11 protein-coding genes are annotated in these 16589 nt (G+C 62.9%); 8 read left to right on the forward strand and 3 right to left on the reverse strand.

Annotated features, from left to right (window positions below; all coding sequences use genetic code 11):
* Nucleotide 1 precedes the first annotated feature (1 nt).
* Both dnaN and dnaA read right to left on the reverse strand, forming a co-directional pair.
* Nucleotides 2-1141, reverse strand: a complete 1140-nt coding sequence (gene dnaN / locus HDC34_RS00975) for a DNA polymerase III subunit beta (RefSeq protein ID WP_179555483.1) — start codon at nucleotides 1139-1141, stop codon at nucleotides 2-4.
* Nucleotides 1142-1619: 478 nt separating this feature from the next.
* Nucleotides 1620-3128, reverse strand: coding sequence for a chromosomal replication initiator protein DnaA (gene dnaA / locus HDC34_RS00980; RefSeq protein ID WP_104310789.1), 1509 nt, complete (start codon nucleotides 3126-3128; stop codon nucleotides 1620-1622).
* 378 nt (nucleotides 3129-3506) lie between these two features.
* On the opposite strand from dnaA, the gene rpmH reads away from it, so the two are divergent.
* The 8 genes from rpmH (at nucleotide 3507) to HDC34_RS01020 (ending at nucleotide 15508) form a co-directional block, all read left to right on the forward strand.
* Complete coding sequence (rpmH, locus tag HDC34_RS00985; protein ID WP_068484134.1) at nucleotides 3507-3644, forward strand: 50S ribosomal protein L34; 138 nt, start codon at nucleotides 3507-3509, stop codon at nucleotides 3642-3644.
* Nucleotides 3583-4038, forward strand: a complete 456-nt coding sequence (gene rnpA / locus HDC34_RS00990) for a ribonuclease P protein component (RefSeq protein WP_258067908.1) — start codon at nucleotides 3583-3585, stop codon at nucleotides 4036-4038. Before rpmH ends, rnpA begins: the two co-directional genes overlap by 62 nt.
* 41 nt (nucleotides 4039-4079) lie before the next feature.
* Nucleotides 4080-4346, forward strand: coding sequence for a membrane protein insertion efficiency factor YidD (gene yidD / locus HDC34_RS00995; protein ID WP_374757233.1), 267 nt, complete (start codon nucleotides 4080-4082; stop codon nucleotides 4344-4346).
* 21 nt (nucleotides 4347-4367) lie between these two features.
* A complete protein-coding gene (yidC, locus tag HDC34_RS01000) occupies nucleotides 4368-5378 on the forward strand; it encodes a membrane protein insertase YidC (protein WP_179555485.1) in 1011 nt (336 codons plus the stop codon).
* A 39-nt stretch (nucleotides 5379-5417) separates the two neighbouring features.
* Nucleotides 5418-5927, forward strand: a complete 510-nt coding sequence (locus HDC34_RS01005) for a R3H domain-containing nucleic acid-binding protein (protein WP_104310785.1) — start codon at nucleotides 5418-5420, stop codon at nucleotides 5925-5927.
* Between the two features lie 278 nt (nucleotides 5928-6205).
* Complete coding sequence (gene rsmG / locus HDC34_RS01010) at nucleotides 6206-6844, forward strand: 16S rRNA (guanine(527)-N(7))-methyltransferase RsmG (RefSeq protein ID WP_179555486.1); 639 nt, start codon at nucleotides 6206-6208, stop codon at nucleotides 6842-6844.
* 6286 nt (nucleotides 6845-13130) lie between these two features.
* Entirely contained in the window at nucleotides 13131-14054 is a 924-nt protein-coding gene (locus HDC34_RS01015; RefSeq protein ID WP_179555487.1) for a ParA family protein, read from the forward strand.
* 488 nt (nucleotides 14055-14542) lie between these two features.
* Complete coding sequence (locus HDC34_RS01020; protein ID WP_179557044.1) at nucleotides 14543-15508, forward strand: ParB/RepB/Spo0J family partition protein; 966 nt, start codon at nucleotides 14543-14545, stop codon at nucleotides 15506-15508.
* A gap of 103 nt (nucleotides 15509-15611) precedes the next feature.
* Here HDC34_RS01020 and HDC34_RS01025 read toward each other — a convergent pair whose 3' ends face one another.
* A complete protein-coding gene (locus HDC34_RS01025) occupies nucleotides 15612-16574 on the reverse strand; it encodes a D-alanine--D-alanine ligase (protein ID WP_179555488.1) in 963 nt (320 codons plus the stop codon).
* Between the last annotated feature and the right edge of the window lie 15 nt (nucleotides 16575-16589).

A 16589-nucleotide genomic window follows, 5' to 3' on the forward strand; every position in this document is an offset into this window, starting at 1 on the left:
GTTACCGCATGAGCAGATTCGGCTGCAGCAGGTAGCGGTAGTTCGTCGACTCGCCCTCGTCGCGCGAGGTCTGGCTCGTGAGCAGCACGGGGCCCGGCTTGTTGGGGTTCTCGGAGTTCGTGAACGCGATGCGCACGAACGGCGAGTGGATGGCGCCGACTCCATCCAGCAGGAACTGCGGCTTGAGCGAGACGACCATGTCGTTGCCGTGCAGGACTGCGTCGAGGTTCTCGCTGGCCTGCGCCTGCTCGCTGCCGAGCGCTTCGAGGTGGAGGCCCTCGGTCGTGAACGTGAAGCGCAGGGCTGCCTCGCGCTCGAGCACGAGCTGCACGCGACGAACCGCGTCGACGATGTCGCTGACCGTCAGCACTGCGTAGTGCGGCGTCTCAGCGGGGAAGAGCCGCTCCACTGCGGGGAAGTTGCCCTTGATGAGGAGCGAGGTGACGGTCTTGTTGCCAGCGGAGAAGGCGATGAGCTCACGGATGTCGTCCTTGACGAGTGTGATCGTGATCTCACCGGAGTTGCCGAGCGACTTGCCGACCTCGGCGAGCGTCTTGGCCGGCACGAGAGCTGTCTCGGTCTCGGTGAGGGAGCTCTGCCACTCGATGGTCCGCACTGCGACGCGGTAGCGGTCGGTGGCGACGAGGCTCATCGAATCGGCCTGCAGCGAGAGGTTCACACCCGTGATCACGGGGGCGACGTCTTCGCGAGAGGCTGCGACCGCGACCTGGGAGATGGCCTCCGAGAACACGTCGCCGGCGATGGAACCGCTCGCGCCTTCGACGACGGGCAGGCTCGGGAACTCCTCGATCGGCATCGTCGGCAGGTGGAACGACGCGCTGCCGCAGCGGATGACAACTCCGGAGTCGTCGCGGCTCAGCTCGACGGGAGCCTGAGGAAGTCGATTCGCGATGTCAGCGAGGAGGCGTCCCTGCACGAGGACGGCTCCGGGTTCCTGCACATCAGCGTCGATGCTGGTGCGGCTAGAGACCTCGTAGTCGAATGACGAGAGCGTGACCCCTGCTTCGCCGACCTCGACGACGACACCGCTGAGGATGGGGAGGGTCGGGCGCTGAGGCAGAAGCTTGACGACAAACGACACCGCATCGCTGAAGACGTCACGGTTGACCACAAACTTCACTAGGCGTTCCTCTCGTTGGAATGCCCCAATGGTAGCCGCCCAGATTCGGTGTGTTGTGCCCGAGCGTCAGAGCATCCTGTGCTGCCTGCCACGGCACGAGCCCGTCGTCGCGCACGCGAAAATACCAGTCCCGCGAGGGCCGGCCGACCACCGTTCACCAATGTCATCGACTCGCCCAATATCAATAGATTTCTTGTCATCATCGTATTAACAGCTGTGCACACTGTGGATAACTCCGTACTCCCCAGCGGCTGCCTGGGAACTACAAAAATGTAAGTTGTGGCCGAGCGGTGGACGCCCTGTGCACGCTGACGAGCACTGGGGTGCACAACTTCTCGGACTCCACAGCGCCGAGCGCGTTTTCCACAGTCCGTACTCGCGTGTCGATTCCACAGTCCACAAGTTATCCACAGGCCCTGAGGGCAAGAAAAACTCCGCATCCGTGCCCGAGGGCCCGTGATGCGGAGCTGGAGGGTGCTCAGGAGCGTCCGTTTCCGTTCTGGCGGATGCGCGCGGTGAGCTCCGTGACCTGGTTGTAGACGTCGCGGCGCTCGGTCATGAGCTTCGTGATCTTGCGGTGCGCGTACATCACCGTCGTGTGGTCGCGCCCCCCGAACAGCTGCCCGATCTTGGGGAGAGACAGGTTCGTCATCTCCCTGCAGATGTACATGGCGATCTGCCGGCTCGTGGCGATCGCCTGCGATCGGGAGGATCCGTAGAGGTCGTCCACCGTCAGCTGGAAGTACGCAGCCGTCCGATTGATGATGTCCACGGGAGAGACGATGCCCGTGTCCTGATCGGACACCAGGTCCTTCAGCACTGTGGAGACCAGCGCCAGGTCGACCTTCTCGCCATTGAGGTTGGCGTAGGCGGTGACTCTGATGAGCGTGCCCTCCAACTCACGGATGCTCGAGGAGACCCGTGCCGCGATGAACTCGAGCGCATCGTCCGGGATCAGCAGGTTGTCGACCTGCGACTTCTTCCGGAGAATCGCGATGCGCGTCTCGAGGTCGGGCGACTGCACATCGGTGATGAGGCCCCACTCGAATCGGGAGCGCATCCGGTCTTCGAACCCTGTCAGCTGCTTCGGTGGGAGGTCGCTCGTGATGACGACCTGCTTGTTGTGCTCGTGCAGGGTGTTGAACGTGTGGAAGAACGCTTCCTGCGTCGAATCCTTGCCCTGGAGGAACTGGATGTCGTCGATCAGCAGGATGTCGTTGTCGCGGTAGCGCGCCTGGAACGACTGCGTCCGGTTGTTCGCGATCGAGTTGATGAAGTCGTTGGTGAACTCTTCGCTCGAGACGTACCTGACCTGGATGCCCGGGTAGATCGATTCGGCGTAGTTGCCGATGGCGTGGAGCATGTGCGTCTTGCCGAGCCCAGAGCCGCCGTACACGAACAACGGATTGTACGAACGTGCCGGCGCTTCAGCGACGGCGACGGCAGCCGCGTGCGCGAATCGGTTCGACCCACCGATGATGTAGTTGTCGAACGTGTACCGCGGGTTGAGCCGCGACTCAGGGTCCGGCTGCGTACGCGCGCCTTGATCTGAGGACGAATGATGACCGACGGATTCTGCTTCGACGACGTTCACCGAGCTGGTCGGGGTGGGCGCGGCCCGCGGCGGGGCGACCTCGATGTAATCGTGCGAGGCGAGTGGGTCACTGACCGAAGCTCGCGGAGCCGCATCCGGGTTGACGAGAACCGCGAAGGTCTTGATCTCCGGCTCGCCGAGTTCCGCGATCGCAGCCAGCATGGGCACGCGCGCACGAGTCTCGATCATCGTGCGGGTCATGTCGTTGGGGACCTCGAGCAGCAGCGCGCCGCTCATGACGCCCTTGGCTTCGACCAGTCCGAGGAACCCGAGCAGGGAAGCAGGGACGCGATCATCTTCGCGAAGTGTGGAGAGCAGCGTGTGCCACGTCTCTGAAACCGGGTCGGTCACCGAAGCACTCCCCCCGTCCCTCTGTACTTCACGAGACCGCATCTCTGCGGACCGCGTCTTCTTGGCTGCGCGCTCGCAGCATGGTCAACGCACCGGCCGTGTGGCACTGGTGCGCAAGTCATTGTGATCTACCCGGCGAGATATCCACAACTTCTGTGGACAAACAGGCGGGAGCCTGTGCATAACTCGCGGAGGTAGGGGGCCAGCCTACGCTGGATCGCCACGCGCGCCAATCGCTTTGCGAGGATTCGGCATGTCGCGCACTTGCCGGGCACCGGTGTGAGCATAATGCTGGCCCTCTGGCGTCAGTTGACTGCCGGGCGCGGGTCACGTAGGTTAAGGCAGTTGTGCCCTTCGGTAGGGCACTTGTGAAAAATCCGTACGGCGTCCGCCGATCGGGTCGTATCTTCCGGAGTTCTCATGTCGAAGCGTACTTTCCAGCCAAACAACCGCCGTCGCGCGAAGACCCACGGCTTCCGCCTGCGTATGCGCACCCGTGCGGGTCGCGCCATCCTCTCGGCTCGTCGCCGCAAGGGTCGCACCGAGCTTTCCGCGTAGCTTCTTGCTTCCCTACGCGAACCGCGTCACGAAGGGCGATGACTATCAAGCCATCGTTCGACGCGGCGTTCGCGTGGGTGCTCGAGGAATCACGGTCAGCGTGCGCGAGCGCGAACACGATGACACACCTACCCGCTTCGGCTTCATTGTCTCGAAGCGGGTAGGTGTGGCTGTCGTGCGCAATCGCATTCGTCGGCGCCTCAAGGCGGTCTCCAGAGAGCTGCTCCCTGAGGTCGGTTCTGGCTTCGACATCGTGTATCGGGTTCATCCGGAAGCGGCAGAACTCGGGTTCGATGATCTGCGCGAGCGCGCGAGATTCGGGTCGTTGCGAGGCGTGCGTCGTATCGCTGCACCCAGCGACGCGGATGCTCGTGCGTCCAAGTCCGGGAGGTGACCGTGCGCGCCCTTCGACGAGCCGCGCTCGTTCCCAGGAACGTGGTCATCGCACTGTTGAACGCGTACCGCTTGGTGATCTCACCGCTCTACGGTGACGTCTGCCGGTATCACCCCAGCTGCTCCGCGTACTCTTTAAGGGCTGTGCAGGTTCATGGCGTCCTCCGGGGCGGCTTCCTCACCGGGCGACGACTCGTTCGCTGCCACCCCTGGGCTGCTGGAGGCATTGACGACGTGCCCGAGCCGCAACACCGAACCACCACCACTACTGCTCGCGGATTTGTCGTCCAGGGCACTAGCGGGACTTAAGAGAAAGACGTCACCGCACTCATGGATATCCTCGGAACCATCTTGTGGCCGATCAAATGGGTCATCGAGCTCATCTTGGTCGGTTTCCACACGCTGTGGACGACGCTCGGTCTCAACGGCACTGATGGTTGGACGTGGATCCTCGCCATCCTGGGCCTGGTGCTCGTCGTCCGCTCCGCCATGATCCCGCTCATGGTGAAGCAGGTGAAGTCCCAGCGCGCGATGATGGATGTCGCTCCTGAGATCAAGAAGATCCAGGACAAGTACAAGGGCAAGCGTGACCAGTTCTCCATGGAGGCCATGCGTCGCGAGACCATGGCTGTCTACCAGCGAACCGGCTCGAACCCGATGGCGGGATGCTGGCCACTGCTCGTGCAGATGCCGATCTTCTTCGGTCTCTTCTCGGTGCTCAACGGCGCGCAGCACAACACGGTGGGTGTCGGTGCGCTGAACCAGGAGCTCGCGACGTCCTTCTCGCAGGCGGACATCTGGGGCGCTCCACTGAGCGCGACGTTCCTCAACAACGACGGCAACGTCGGCGTCCAGATCCTCGCCGGTGTCATGGTCGTCGTCATGACGGTCTCGCAGTTCATCACGCAGAAGCAGATCACTTCGAAGAACGTGTCGCAGGCGACCAAGGAGTCGCCGATGTACCGCCAGCAGCAGATGCTGCTCTACATCCTGCCCCTCACGTTCCTCGTGTCCGGAGTCATGTTCCCGCTGGGTGTCATGACCTACTGGCTCATCTCGAACTTCTGGACCATGGGCCAGCAGTACATCATCATCCGCAACATGCCTACTCCCGGATCCGAGGCCGCGAAGGCTCGTGAGGAGCGCCTGAAGGCTCGCGGCAAGTGGGTTGAGCCCGAGCGCAAGGACTCCAAGGGCAACGTCATCGTGGAAACCCCCGTGCAGCAGCCGGCACAGCGCGCTCAGCCCGTGTCAAAGAACCGTGCCAAGAAGAAGGCAACGGGCGGGAAGCCCGGCGCGGGTGGAGCCTCCGGCAAGAGCAGCCCACCCGCGAAGAAGTAGTTTCCCCTCGCCTCGCCCCCTCTGTGTTAAGGAACCCGAATGACTGAAGCAACCTCCGAGGCCATCCCCGCTGACGCAGAGACGTCGGATGCCCGTGACGACGGTGACATCGCCGCCGACTACCTCGAAGAGCTGCTCGACATCAGTGATGTAGATGGTGACCTCGACATCGAGGTTCGTGAGTCGCGCACCTACATCTCGGTGAACTCCGACGGGGAGTCGAACCTGTCGAAGCTGGCTGATGGGGAGACGGTGGATGCGCTGCAGCACCTGACTCGCCTCGCCGTGCAGGCGGAGACGGGTGAATTCTCGAGACTCATCCTCGACATCGGCGGTTCCCGCGATGCGCGACGGGGCGAGCTGGCCGGGCTCGTCGACCGCGCGATCACCCGCATCGAGGAGGGCGCCTCGTCCGCGGCCCTGCCCCCGATGTCCTCGTACGAACGAAAGATCGTTCACGACATCGTCTCCGAGCGCGGCTATGTGTCTGAGTCTGAAGGCGAAGCGCGCGAGCGTCACACGGTCATCCGCCCGGCACCTTCGGTCTGACGCGCGGAGTTATCCACAGTAGTTTCCACAGGCCATTATCTGGGGAATTGGACTGGAATTGCCTCTCCGGGTAAAAGGCCAGGTCACCTTGTCTTTCCTACGGATTTTCGGTTCGAGCGCTGTGGATGCGATGTTATGCACAGAGTTATCCACAGGCAAGCCGCGGGTTGCGTTTTGGTTGGTCTGTGAAGAATCGGATCGTGTCAAACTGGCACGAGCTGAGCGCGCCGCGATCTACGGTGCTTTGAGACATCCACGTTGCGAGAGGGGCACGCGCCATGACTGACCACCCGAATGAACTCGAGGTCGAGCCGGCTATCGCGAAGGTGCTGTTTGAGGACCGGATCGAACTCGCTCGCGCGTTCACGTCTGACCTCGCGAAATACGGGGAGCAGCTCGGCCTCGTCGGTCCGCTCGAGTACCCCCGCCTCTGGACTCGCCACATCGTCAACTCGGTTCTCATGGCTCCCTTGCTGCGTCCCGGGCTCGTCGGCGACATCGGTTCAGGTGCCGGCCTCCCTGGTCTCGTGCTGGCCATCGCGCGTCCTGACGTCAATTTCGTGTTGATCGAACCCATGGAGCGGCGCACGGAGTGGTTGCAGCGTGAGGTGGATGCCCTCGCTCTCACGAACGTCCAGGTGCGTCGAGCGCGAGCTGAGGAAGTGCACGATGAGTTCACCTTCGATCAGCTGACCGCGCGGGCCGTATCAGCGCTGAGCAAACTCATCCCGATCACGGTGCCACTTGTTCGATCCGGCGGGGAGCTCGTGTTCCTCAAGGGGCGATCGGCTGAAGCTGAGATCGAGAAGGCCAGCAAAGCCATCCGAAAGTTCGGTCTGACAGATGTTCGCGTTGAAGAGCTCGGCGAGAACCTCGACACTGAGGCCACACGGGTCATCCGCGCAACGGTCGACTAGGACTATCACTACGCGTTCGTCTGAAATCAGAGCCTGTATCGATTATTCTCGATTCAAGGATGCTGCCTCGCTGGTTCGCACCATTCCTTCGATGCAGCTCGGAAGTTTGAATGCACCCAGATCGACTGATATGTGGATGATCGGCGGGGTGTTCTGGAAAGAGTCGTGCTCGAACGCAGACAACGACCGGGGTTTCGGCAGCAAGACATGCTTTCTTCGTTTCCTGACGCCGGTTTGAGACGAACTCGGTGGCTTCTGCACTCGTTTCACGTGAAACAGGCTGGTTAGATTCGTTTCCGAAGTGCGTACCGCCAGAGTGATCCTTGCGCCTCGACTTCTCTGCACCTTGCCTCAGAAAAGGGGCAGAAGAGAACTTCCCTCTCCCGTGTCTGTGGCCTTCGGCTGTGTCGATCGATGGTCTCGACGTTTTGGTCCAGAAAACCCGAGGTCGGGTGGAGAACGCAAGTGGTGGGGCTTGCCGATACTCGCACTAGGTTCTCGCTGCGCAACAGCGTCGGACTCTGGGCGTTGCCCTGTCGCGCAGAGGGAGGGGCCCATCTCATCTCCCAACTCACAAGGCGTGACTTCAATAGGGATCTGAAACGGGCCCGCTCTTGGTTTTGACTCCAGCCAACCTCTCGCGGGCTTGCACGTGAACGTCCGTCTGCCCAGGCGCAGGATGGCCGTCTGCACGCGACTTTCGGGAGGTCTCAACCTTCGAGAGGTATTGACCCACGACGCCTCTCGTGAGGGTCAGGGACGTGCTCGTTGGCGACGGGATGGATAGCCGACAGAGGCGGCACGTGATCGGTGCACAAGCAGACACCCTAGCGAGCCGGCGACCCGGGCCATCATGACCGCGGGTGTCAAGCTGCGTGCAAAACCCCGAGGCCCGAGGGTCTCTTGGCCGTCTCGTTCGCGCTAAGCCCGGTTCTCCGCACGAGGTTGTTTCACGTGGAACCGTGCCTATTTATTGGTCGCAAGGTCGTGTAGCTAACAAGGCCCGGTCATGCTCGAGCCGGGTCATGCACCAGCCGGGTAGGAAATGGCGTATGCAAGCCTCTTGTCGTGGCCGGGATATGCAACAGCTCGCGTATATATGAGTCGAACGCGTTGAAGACTGCCTGGACTCGGAGGGTTTCACGTGGAACGGGGCATGTGGACAGGCAATCCCGGCGACTAGCGGAGTACGGGGCTGAATTTCGTACATGTGCGGTGCCATGTGTGCTGTTCCACGTGGAACATGTTCCCCTTGGGGAGTGTTCGCACTCAGAATTGAGAGAGTGGATTGGGCGCACCCCACCAGGGTCTACTACTCTCCCGTGCGAAGTGCGAGATCGACCGTACGGATCGGTCGTGGATGAGGCAGCCGCACTCGTCCCACCGATGGTCCGGCGGCTTGGTCGTTGCTAGCTTCCCGCCCCGCACTACAGGCTCTCCAGGGGTTGATCGGACGGACTCCCGCGCGGCGCATCTGGGCCGCTGTGCGATTTACAACGCAAACCACCAACGGCGTGCGCTGCCGAGCCAAACTGTTTCACGTGAAACGAGGTGCCCACCTCTGGATCTCGCAACGGGCTCCCAGGCCGATCCAGTTCAGTGACCTGGTTCACATTGGGAAACCTGTCTGGTCCCGGAAGACAACACCGTCGTTAGGGGCTAGTGCTCGTGCAGCCCGCCCGTCCGACTACTCAGTTCAGGCGGTGAGACCGTTTACAAGGACGTCGAAACCGTCTCTACCGGTTGAATCCCGCCGTCGATGTAGTCCGCTGACGAAACGGAGCCCGCGAGTGGGGACTCAAATTACGCGAGCTGTTCGTGGATTCCCGAACTGACCTAACGGCCGGAGGATGGGAACGGAGTACGGAGTCGACGAACTTTCGATCGAGGGGGCAGTGACTGGGTGAGTGCAACTCTCGCCTGGAACCTACAGGTCATCGAGCGCTAGGGGTTAGGTCTCATCCCAGCGGCCCCCCTTGGGTCTCAAAGGCTAGACGGATCTGGCGCTGGGCCTGCCCTGGCCAGGGCTGGACTACGCACCGGCCGGATTAGACAGATCGAGACACGGCATGACTACGAAGGCATGGTCGCCTTATGAGGCTACTGAATCTCGGTCTGGCCTGCTTCCTGTGTTCGAGTGGTGGAACCACGTGAGCCTCGGTGCTCGGTGCCGCTGGGATGAGCGCAGGCGTCCGTCCTTGGTGCTGGCCAGGCAGTGGATTGTCAAATCGCGTGTCTCGAGCAGAGTGATCTGGGCGATCTGCAATGCTGCGACGGCTTGACGGAAGGCACAACGTGCAGTCCCAGGGTCAAACAACGGACTGAGCGCTGCAAGATCCTCCAGGCGCCCACTCCGGCTCCCTCCGTGTTCTAACCGTCCTGGCCGGCGTAGTGTGTGCGACGAGCAACACTGCGGTCACTGCCCCACCGCCATCCCTGACCTCATCTCCACAGCCCGTGCCCGTGCCCCTATGCCGAGTATCTCGAGGCGCCAGGCCTGCAGCTGCGAGACGTAACTGGTCGCCGGTGAGCGGCAAGACTGTGGCGTTGTAGCGCTGCTGTGCGCTGTGAGGCATTTGGTGCGAGCTGCGCGCCGTGCGGTCCGAATTGTGTGGCGTTGGGCCCGAGCCGACCGCTCGTTGGACAGGTCTCCATCACCACCCCATTCCCAGGGGAGCGATCTCCACGGGCGATATACGTCCTGCGCGTCGCGGCCCGTAAACAGATGAGCACGGTTCCCTCATCCAACCGAATCTGCTCGCGAAGGCTCGTGAGCGATGACGAGCATCTTAGCTACGGCGCTGTAGCGCGGCGCAGTCGGGCTGATCGAAGACAGACACCGAGCCAGTCTCCGCGGCCCAATTCCTCGCCAGCCAGCAACTTTCGTTTCACGTGGAACGACTCGCTTCGTGCGGGATGACGAGGTCAACGCCGAGGATCGCTTCAGTTCTGTTCACGCGGAACGACCAGCTCGAGTGAATACCGAGAGAACAGGCATGCCTAGTTTCACGTGGAACGACTCGCTTCGAGCGAAAGGCATGTCACGTCCGAGGCCTGTGCCGCGCTTCCGTTTCAGGTAGGGCGACTAGCTCCGGCCCCTGCCAATCAGTAGGCCAGTTCCGGTTTCACGTGGAACGACGAGCTCCTACGCTCACTACAGAGACAATGCATGGTTCCGTTTCACGTGGAACGAGTAGATTGGGAACCTGCCAAACAGTAAAACACTATTCGTTTCACGTGGAACGACGAGGTTGCGTGCGGAGGAGACGAGGTGGTCTCGCCTCTCCAGGAACAAAGATCTCGCACGCTCATCGCGGAAACGATGTGCGATTCTGTTTCACGTGGAACGACCAGTTTTAGCCACGGCGAGGATGGACATTCTGGTCGCGTTTAGTCTGAAGCAGCGAGGCCCACACGCATGGCCATGTCCGGGGCCCGCGTCCCATGTGCTCGTTTCACGCGAAACGGCAGCCCAGACCAGCCTCGTGTCGGTCGGTCGGATCACGTATTTCGTAGAACAAGACTCGGGTTCAGCATGCTGCACCCGAGGCTCTACTTATGAACGGGGCACTGCCCTGGCGTGCAGTCCCGAAGTGTGGGAACAAGCACCGGGTTCCACGTGAAACGGATCCAGTGTCGACGCGGGCCAAGATCGAACACCGACAGGCCTGTCGGTGTCTAGCCACCTTGTCGGGCCTCCTGTGCTTGGTCTGCCTACCCTGCTGGCCTGCGGGGCCTGCATATCCCGGGACACTGGTGACACTGGTGACAGTGGTGACAGTGGCGAGATGGGTGATTGGTACGGGACTTCCTCCCGAGCCGAGGCAGCGCCGCAGCGGTGGGCAGTTCGTGGGAAGAGGGCTCACCCCTCACCCTGTGGCTCTGAAAGGCCGGTCCGCCCCCACATCGCCTCGTTCTTCCTGCCTCACGGCACCCTCCACTCGCCGCGACGCCTCACCCGTCAGGTATCACGCAGCAACAGACAGACAGCCCCCACGTGGCTCCCTGTGGCGACCTTGGCGCGTCAGCAGGCTGGCGTCGCGCGCCGCCCCGCGCTTGGTTCAGGCCTCGGAACTGGCGGCATGGCTCGGCTCGCGGCAACCGGGCAGCACCGCAAGCTCGCGCCGTGTCTCCTGGTTCCCGGCTCATTCAAGGGCCCGACGAGGCCGAGATCGTGTCCACGGGCTACGCTGCGGGCCTACATCTAGGAGGGGGTGGGAAGGGGGAATGCCGACTTGATCGACTGTTGCCCTCGAGGCTCCAATCGCCGAATGACCATACCCGCCGCCGGTCAGATCTTGCGGACGGATATCGTGCGCATGCGGCTCGCTCACTGAGAAGACGACGACGTTACGTATGCGTCAGTGAGAGAGTGAGACTGGAACACGAAAGGGACCCGCAAAAGCACCGCAGTCCTACAAGAGCACTGATGGGGTGAGCCCGGAAGGCTGCGCGTGATTGCGGTCGACAGCTTTGTTCGTGCCACAGCGCGGGGGTTCGGCTTTGCGGTACGCAGATACGGGAGCCAGCGGCCGGGCACGCGAGATATCTACGCGCACTATTCGGAGACATGGACCGGGCCTCGTCGGCGACTGACCACGAGCATCACTCAACGCAGGACTCCATAGGGGGAAGCTCGACATGTTTCACGTGGAACTGAGTCGCGCTGGTCCGTTTGTTGGCGAAGCGAGACAGTGCTCTTTGAGTAGTCACACTCACACCTAGGCTTCGTCGTTCTCATCTGGGTACGAGGTTGGGGCCGGGCCAGCTTAGAACCTGCGACCCATTCCACGCCAGTCCTGAATGAGCTCTAGGTGGCTCACTAGGTGGCTCACGCCAACGTCCGGCAGCGGAACAGCAGAGAGACCCGGGACGTATTCTGTGCTCAGAGTGCTGCGGCCAGTAGGGTCGTCGATTCTCCTCAACAAGCACAGAGCTTGAGTTGGCGCGGCCGTGGTGCAACAACCGGCCGCACGACTCGTCGTCTGACGGGCGCCACATGTGAGAGGACCAAACGTGAATCTAGCTCAGGAAGCGTTTTGGTTGATCAGGGCATGCCCTGGGTCGGGCAGGCCGGGGCCCGGGGCCTCGGTCAGCTCACCGGGTCCGTCAAGGTGCCGGGGCACAGTCACAGCCTGTCGTCGGGTCGGCTGTTGGCGTCTCTCGCCGTGTCATCGATTTGGCCGGGATCATGTTTGAGCCGGCCTGTATTGCACGTGTGGCCATTCGTAGAGAGTCGGCGAACCGCGAACCGCGGGGACCTACAACCAGAGGTCTCACGTGGAACGCTGGACTGCACGGATCATTCAGCACAGGCGGGACAACGGTGGAGCCGTGGCGTACCGAGGTTTCTGCCTCCGACTTGAATAGACGCGAAGCGCGGATAGGGCAGAGGGTTTGCGTATGGAGAGCGCAGGGCTCTGCCCCCGATCACGCAACGCCGGCGGATTGAGTCGTAGGGATTAGACCCCCAGTCAGCACGCAGTTGCACGCGTGTTTCACGTGAAACTCCGGAGCGTGCGCCAGGGGGCCGAGGTACACCGTGATCCGAGGCGCCGCCCCACCTGCCCAGGCTGGGGATGGCGGTCCGGAGAGCCGCAACCCCGCCCCGGCTCCACAGTCCGAGCCCTCATTGGCCTGCGTCGAGTGAGGCGTCCCTCTCGCGGAAAGAGAGAGTACCCGACCTGTTCAGTTCAGCTCGGAGGTTGTCTTTCGTGACAGTCGTGAGACCTCGTTGGATCGATCAATTGATGCAGACGCGCTCGTACCCGCAAAACAATCTCCCCATAGGACTTCGCGTCGCAGTAAGCGGACAAGTGTGCTTCAGCCACTCGCACGGGATAGCTCACGTTTCACGTGAAACGAGCATGAGATCACCGAACCAGCGCTTCAATTCTTGCTGCCGTCGGCTGCAGTCCTTGGTCCAATGAGAGTCGTGCGCCTTGCGTGGAATCCTGCAAGACCGGCGATGCATGTGCACGCGGCAGGGATCAAGTGCATCGAAGGCCCACGGGAACCCTGCAGATCAACGACCTCCAGTGAGTAGTCAGCTCGGTTCGGCGGGTCCGGCCCCAATCTCTATGTCTCTGCGCGGGAACGCCACCCTGCTGCCCAGGACGGACAGCCCAACACGTCAACCCTGTGGCTGAAGTTGAAGTATGGGCCGTGTTGCACGTGAAACTTGCGCCGCGCCACCAGCCTCGGCGATTCCACAACTCTGAGCGTCGCCGCGTTTCCATTGCGGATGTGAGGCACAATTGAGACGTCTACTTGAGGGAGAGCATTCTTGAAAGCTTCATCTGCCGGCGACGCTGTGACGCCATCAGCGTCGGGGCTCGACGATTCGCCGCTCGCGACAGCATTGTCTGAGCTGAACCAGCGGAGGAAAAGCCTGGTCAAGAAGGAAGTTCCCCTCCCCAACCACACGCGGATCTTCACGATCTCCAACCAGAAAGGCGGCGTGGGCAAGACGACGACCGCCGTCAATCTGGCCGCAGCTCTCGCTACCCTCGGTGCCCGGGTCTTGGTGATCGACCTGGACCCCCAGGGCAACGCTTCTACGGCCCTTGGCATCGAACATCGTGGAGAGACCGCTGGCACGTACGAAGCGCTCCTCGACGGTGAGCCACTGCGAGAGCTGATGCAGCAGTGCCCTGACATCGACACGCTGTGGTGCGTCCCGGCCACACTCGATCTCGCGGGCGCAGAGATCGAGCTCGTCAACCTCGACAAGCGCGACTACCGCCTCCGACAGGCCATCGCCGCCCTCCTCGACGAGACCACCGGTACCGAGGAAGAGTTCCACTACATCTTCATCGACTGCCCTCCCTCCCTTGGGTTGCTGACGATCAACGCATTCGTCGCCGCTCGGGAGGTACTCATCCCCATCCAGTGCGAGTACTACGCCCTCGAGGGGCTCGGGCAGCTGATCTCGAACCTCAACCTCCTCTCGCAGGACCTCAACCCGCAGCTGCGGCTCACGACGATCCTGCTGACGATGTACGACGGGCGAACCAACCTCTCCCAGGAGGTCGCCGCCGACGTTCGCGAGCACTTCCCACAAGAAACGCTCAAGGTCGCGATCCCGCGCACTGTGCGAATCTCCGAGGCCCCGAGCTTCGGCAAGACCATCATTTCCCACGAACCAACCTCGACCGGCGCGATCGCGTATCTCGAAGCGGCCGTCGAAATCGCCCAGCGAGGAGCATAACCACCATGGCAACCAAGAAACGCACCGGACTGGGACGAGGCATCGGCGCTCTCATCCCGACCTCCGATAGAGGCGCCTCGCGCCCTTCAGACGTGTTCTTCGACAGCGAGACACCGGCGTACCCGACAACTGCATCGTCACGCACCAATCCAGCAGAGTCTTCACCGAAGGCAGACGGCGCCTCGGACGACACCTCAAAGGCGGCACCCGCGTCGGAGAAGTCCACGGCCAACGCACCCAAGCGGGCCGCGCCTGCGCGCGCTCCCCGAGCAAAGGTGCCCGCAGTGGACGCCGCGGCGGCGAAGAGCGGTGCCGCGAAGAAGGCAACGGCAGAGAAGGCAACGGCAGAGAAGGCGCCGGCAAGAAAGACGACAGCAGCAGCTGCGTCGAAAGCACGCACCGCCGCGAAGCCCGATGCCAACGAGGCGGCCGTAGCTGCAGAAACGAACGAGACAACCACACGAGCGGAGACCACTGAATCGACGAGCATCGATTCAGCCGGGCTTGAGGCCGGAACAACCGACACCGCGCCCACAGCGGCCACAGCTGCGAGTGGCGAGAGCCAGGGCTCGGAAGACCCAACCGGAGACGAGGACTCCGACGGCCTGGTTGAGATCCCGGGCGCCACCCTGCGCGCTCTGGATCCGAACCGCATCGTTCCGAACGCGCACCAGCCCCGCACGGAGTTCGACGAAGATGCCCTCCAGGAGCTCATCACGTCGGTTCGGGAATTCGGTGTGCTTCAGCCGATCGTCGTGCGTCCCATCCCTGCCGACCATCCGCTGCGCGATGAGGCCGACTTCGAGCTCATCATGGGCGAGCGTCGCCTGCGCGCGACGAAGGCGGCAGGCCTGGAGAGCATCCCCGCCGTCATCCGGAACACTGAAGACGACGTCATGCTGCGTGACGCGCTTCTCGAGAACCTGCACCGCAGTCAGCTCAACCCGCTCGAAGAAGCATCCGCGTACCAGCAGCTCCTCAACGACTTCGGGATCACCCAAGAGGTGCTCGCCGAACGCATCGGCCGTTCGCGTCCACAGATCAGCAACACGCTGCGCCTCCTGCGCCTCCCGCTGGAAGTGCAGCGTCGTGTCGCGGCCGGAGTCCTCTCTGCCGGTCACGCACGCGCGATCCTCAGCGCCGGGGAACCCGCGGCGATGCAGCAGCTCGCCGACAAGATCGTCAACGAAGACCTCAGCGTTCGATCCGCCGAGGCAGCCGCAGCGAAGTCCAGCAGCGCCAAGGCCGACACGCAGGCACCCATCCACAAGGAGCCACGCAGCGGTCTCACGGGGTACCTCGACGAGATCGGCGAGCAGCTCGGCGATCGGCTCAACACCCGCGTCAAGGTCACGCTCCGCCGCACCAAGGGTCAGATCGTCGTCGACTTCGCCTCGATCGCCGATCTCAACCGCATCCTCGAAGAACTCGGCGAGTCGGCCCCCGGAAAGTAGCCGAGCCGCATGAAACGCTGAGAACTTCGCACCGCGCGACGAAGCGGGTGGATGGGCCGGAAGGCCCATCCACCCGCTTCGTCATCCGAGGCTTGGTACGGAGCTACTCGAGCGGCCCGCGCCCGGCAGCTGCGGCAGCCAGCTGGGCGTAGATGGTGCTCAACTCCGAGTCGTCCGCTTCGATGCCGAGCGGCACGATCGAGGTCTCAGTGAGGCCAGGAATGGGGTCGGCCTCGAGGAACCACACAACACCGGCTTCGTCGACGATGAAGTCTGCACGGGCGATGTCCGACAGCCCGATGCTCGCGATCGCGAGGAGCGCGGCGTCACTGACGCGCGCGGCCTCGTCGTCGGAGAGCCTGGCCGGCGCGTAGTAGGTCGTCTCGCCGGCGTTGTAGCGCGCCTCGTAGTCGTACACGCCGTTGTTGGCGACGACCTCGACCGCGGGGAGTGCGAGCGGCTCGCCATCCAGATCGAGCACGCCGACCATCACCTCACGGCCCTCGATGCGCTTCTCGATGATGACGGTGTCGTCGTAGGTGAACGCGGTGACGAGCGCCTGCGGGAGCTCCTCGAACGAGGCCACCGAGGTGACCCCCTGTGCGGAGCCGCCCTCGACGGGCTTCACGACGGCCGGCAGCTCGATACCGCGGGCGATGAGGCGCATCACGGCCTCGGCACCGAGTTCCCGGAACGTGCTGTTCTCGAGCACGATCGAAGGCGGCGTGGCCAGGCCAGCGCGCTTCGCGATCGCCTTCGCTGTCGCCTTGTTCCAGGCGAGACGCGCGGACGTCGGACGTGACCCGACGTACGGGAAGCGCCCAGCGCGCAGCAGCGAGTACAGGGCTCCGTTCTCACCGCTCGAGCCGTGCAGCAGCGGCCACACGACATCAGGCTTCGTCTCCTCGAGAAAACCCAGCAGCGACGCGTCGGGCTCGCGGATGGTGACGTCCGCACCCGCTCGACTGAGCGCATCCGCGACTCGCCTGCCGGAGCGCAGCGACACGTCTCGCTCGTGCGAGATGCCGCCGGAGAGGATGACGACGTGCAGGCCCTCGATGCTCAATGGGGTTCCCTTCGT

This window comes from Pseudoclavibacter sp. JAI123 (assembly GCF_013409665.1).
In the GTDB taxonomy this organism is placed as follows: Bacteria; Actinomycetota; Actinomycetes; order Actinomycetales; family Microbacteriaceae; genus Pseudoclavibacter.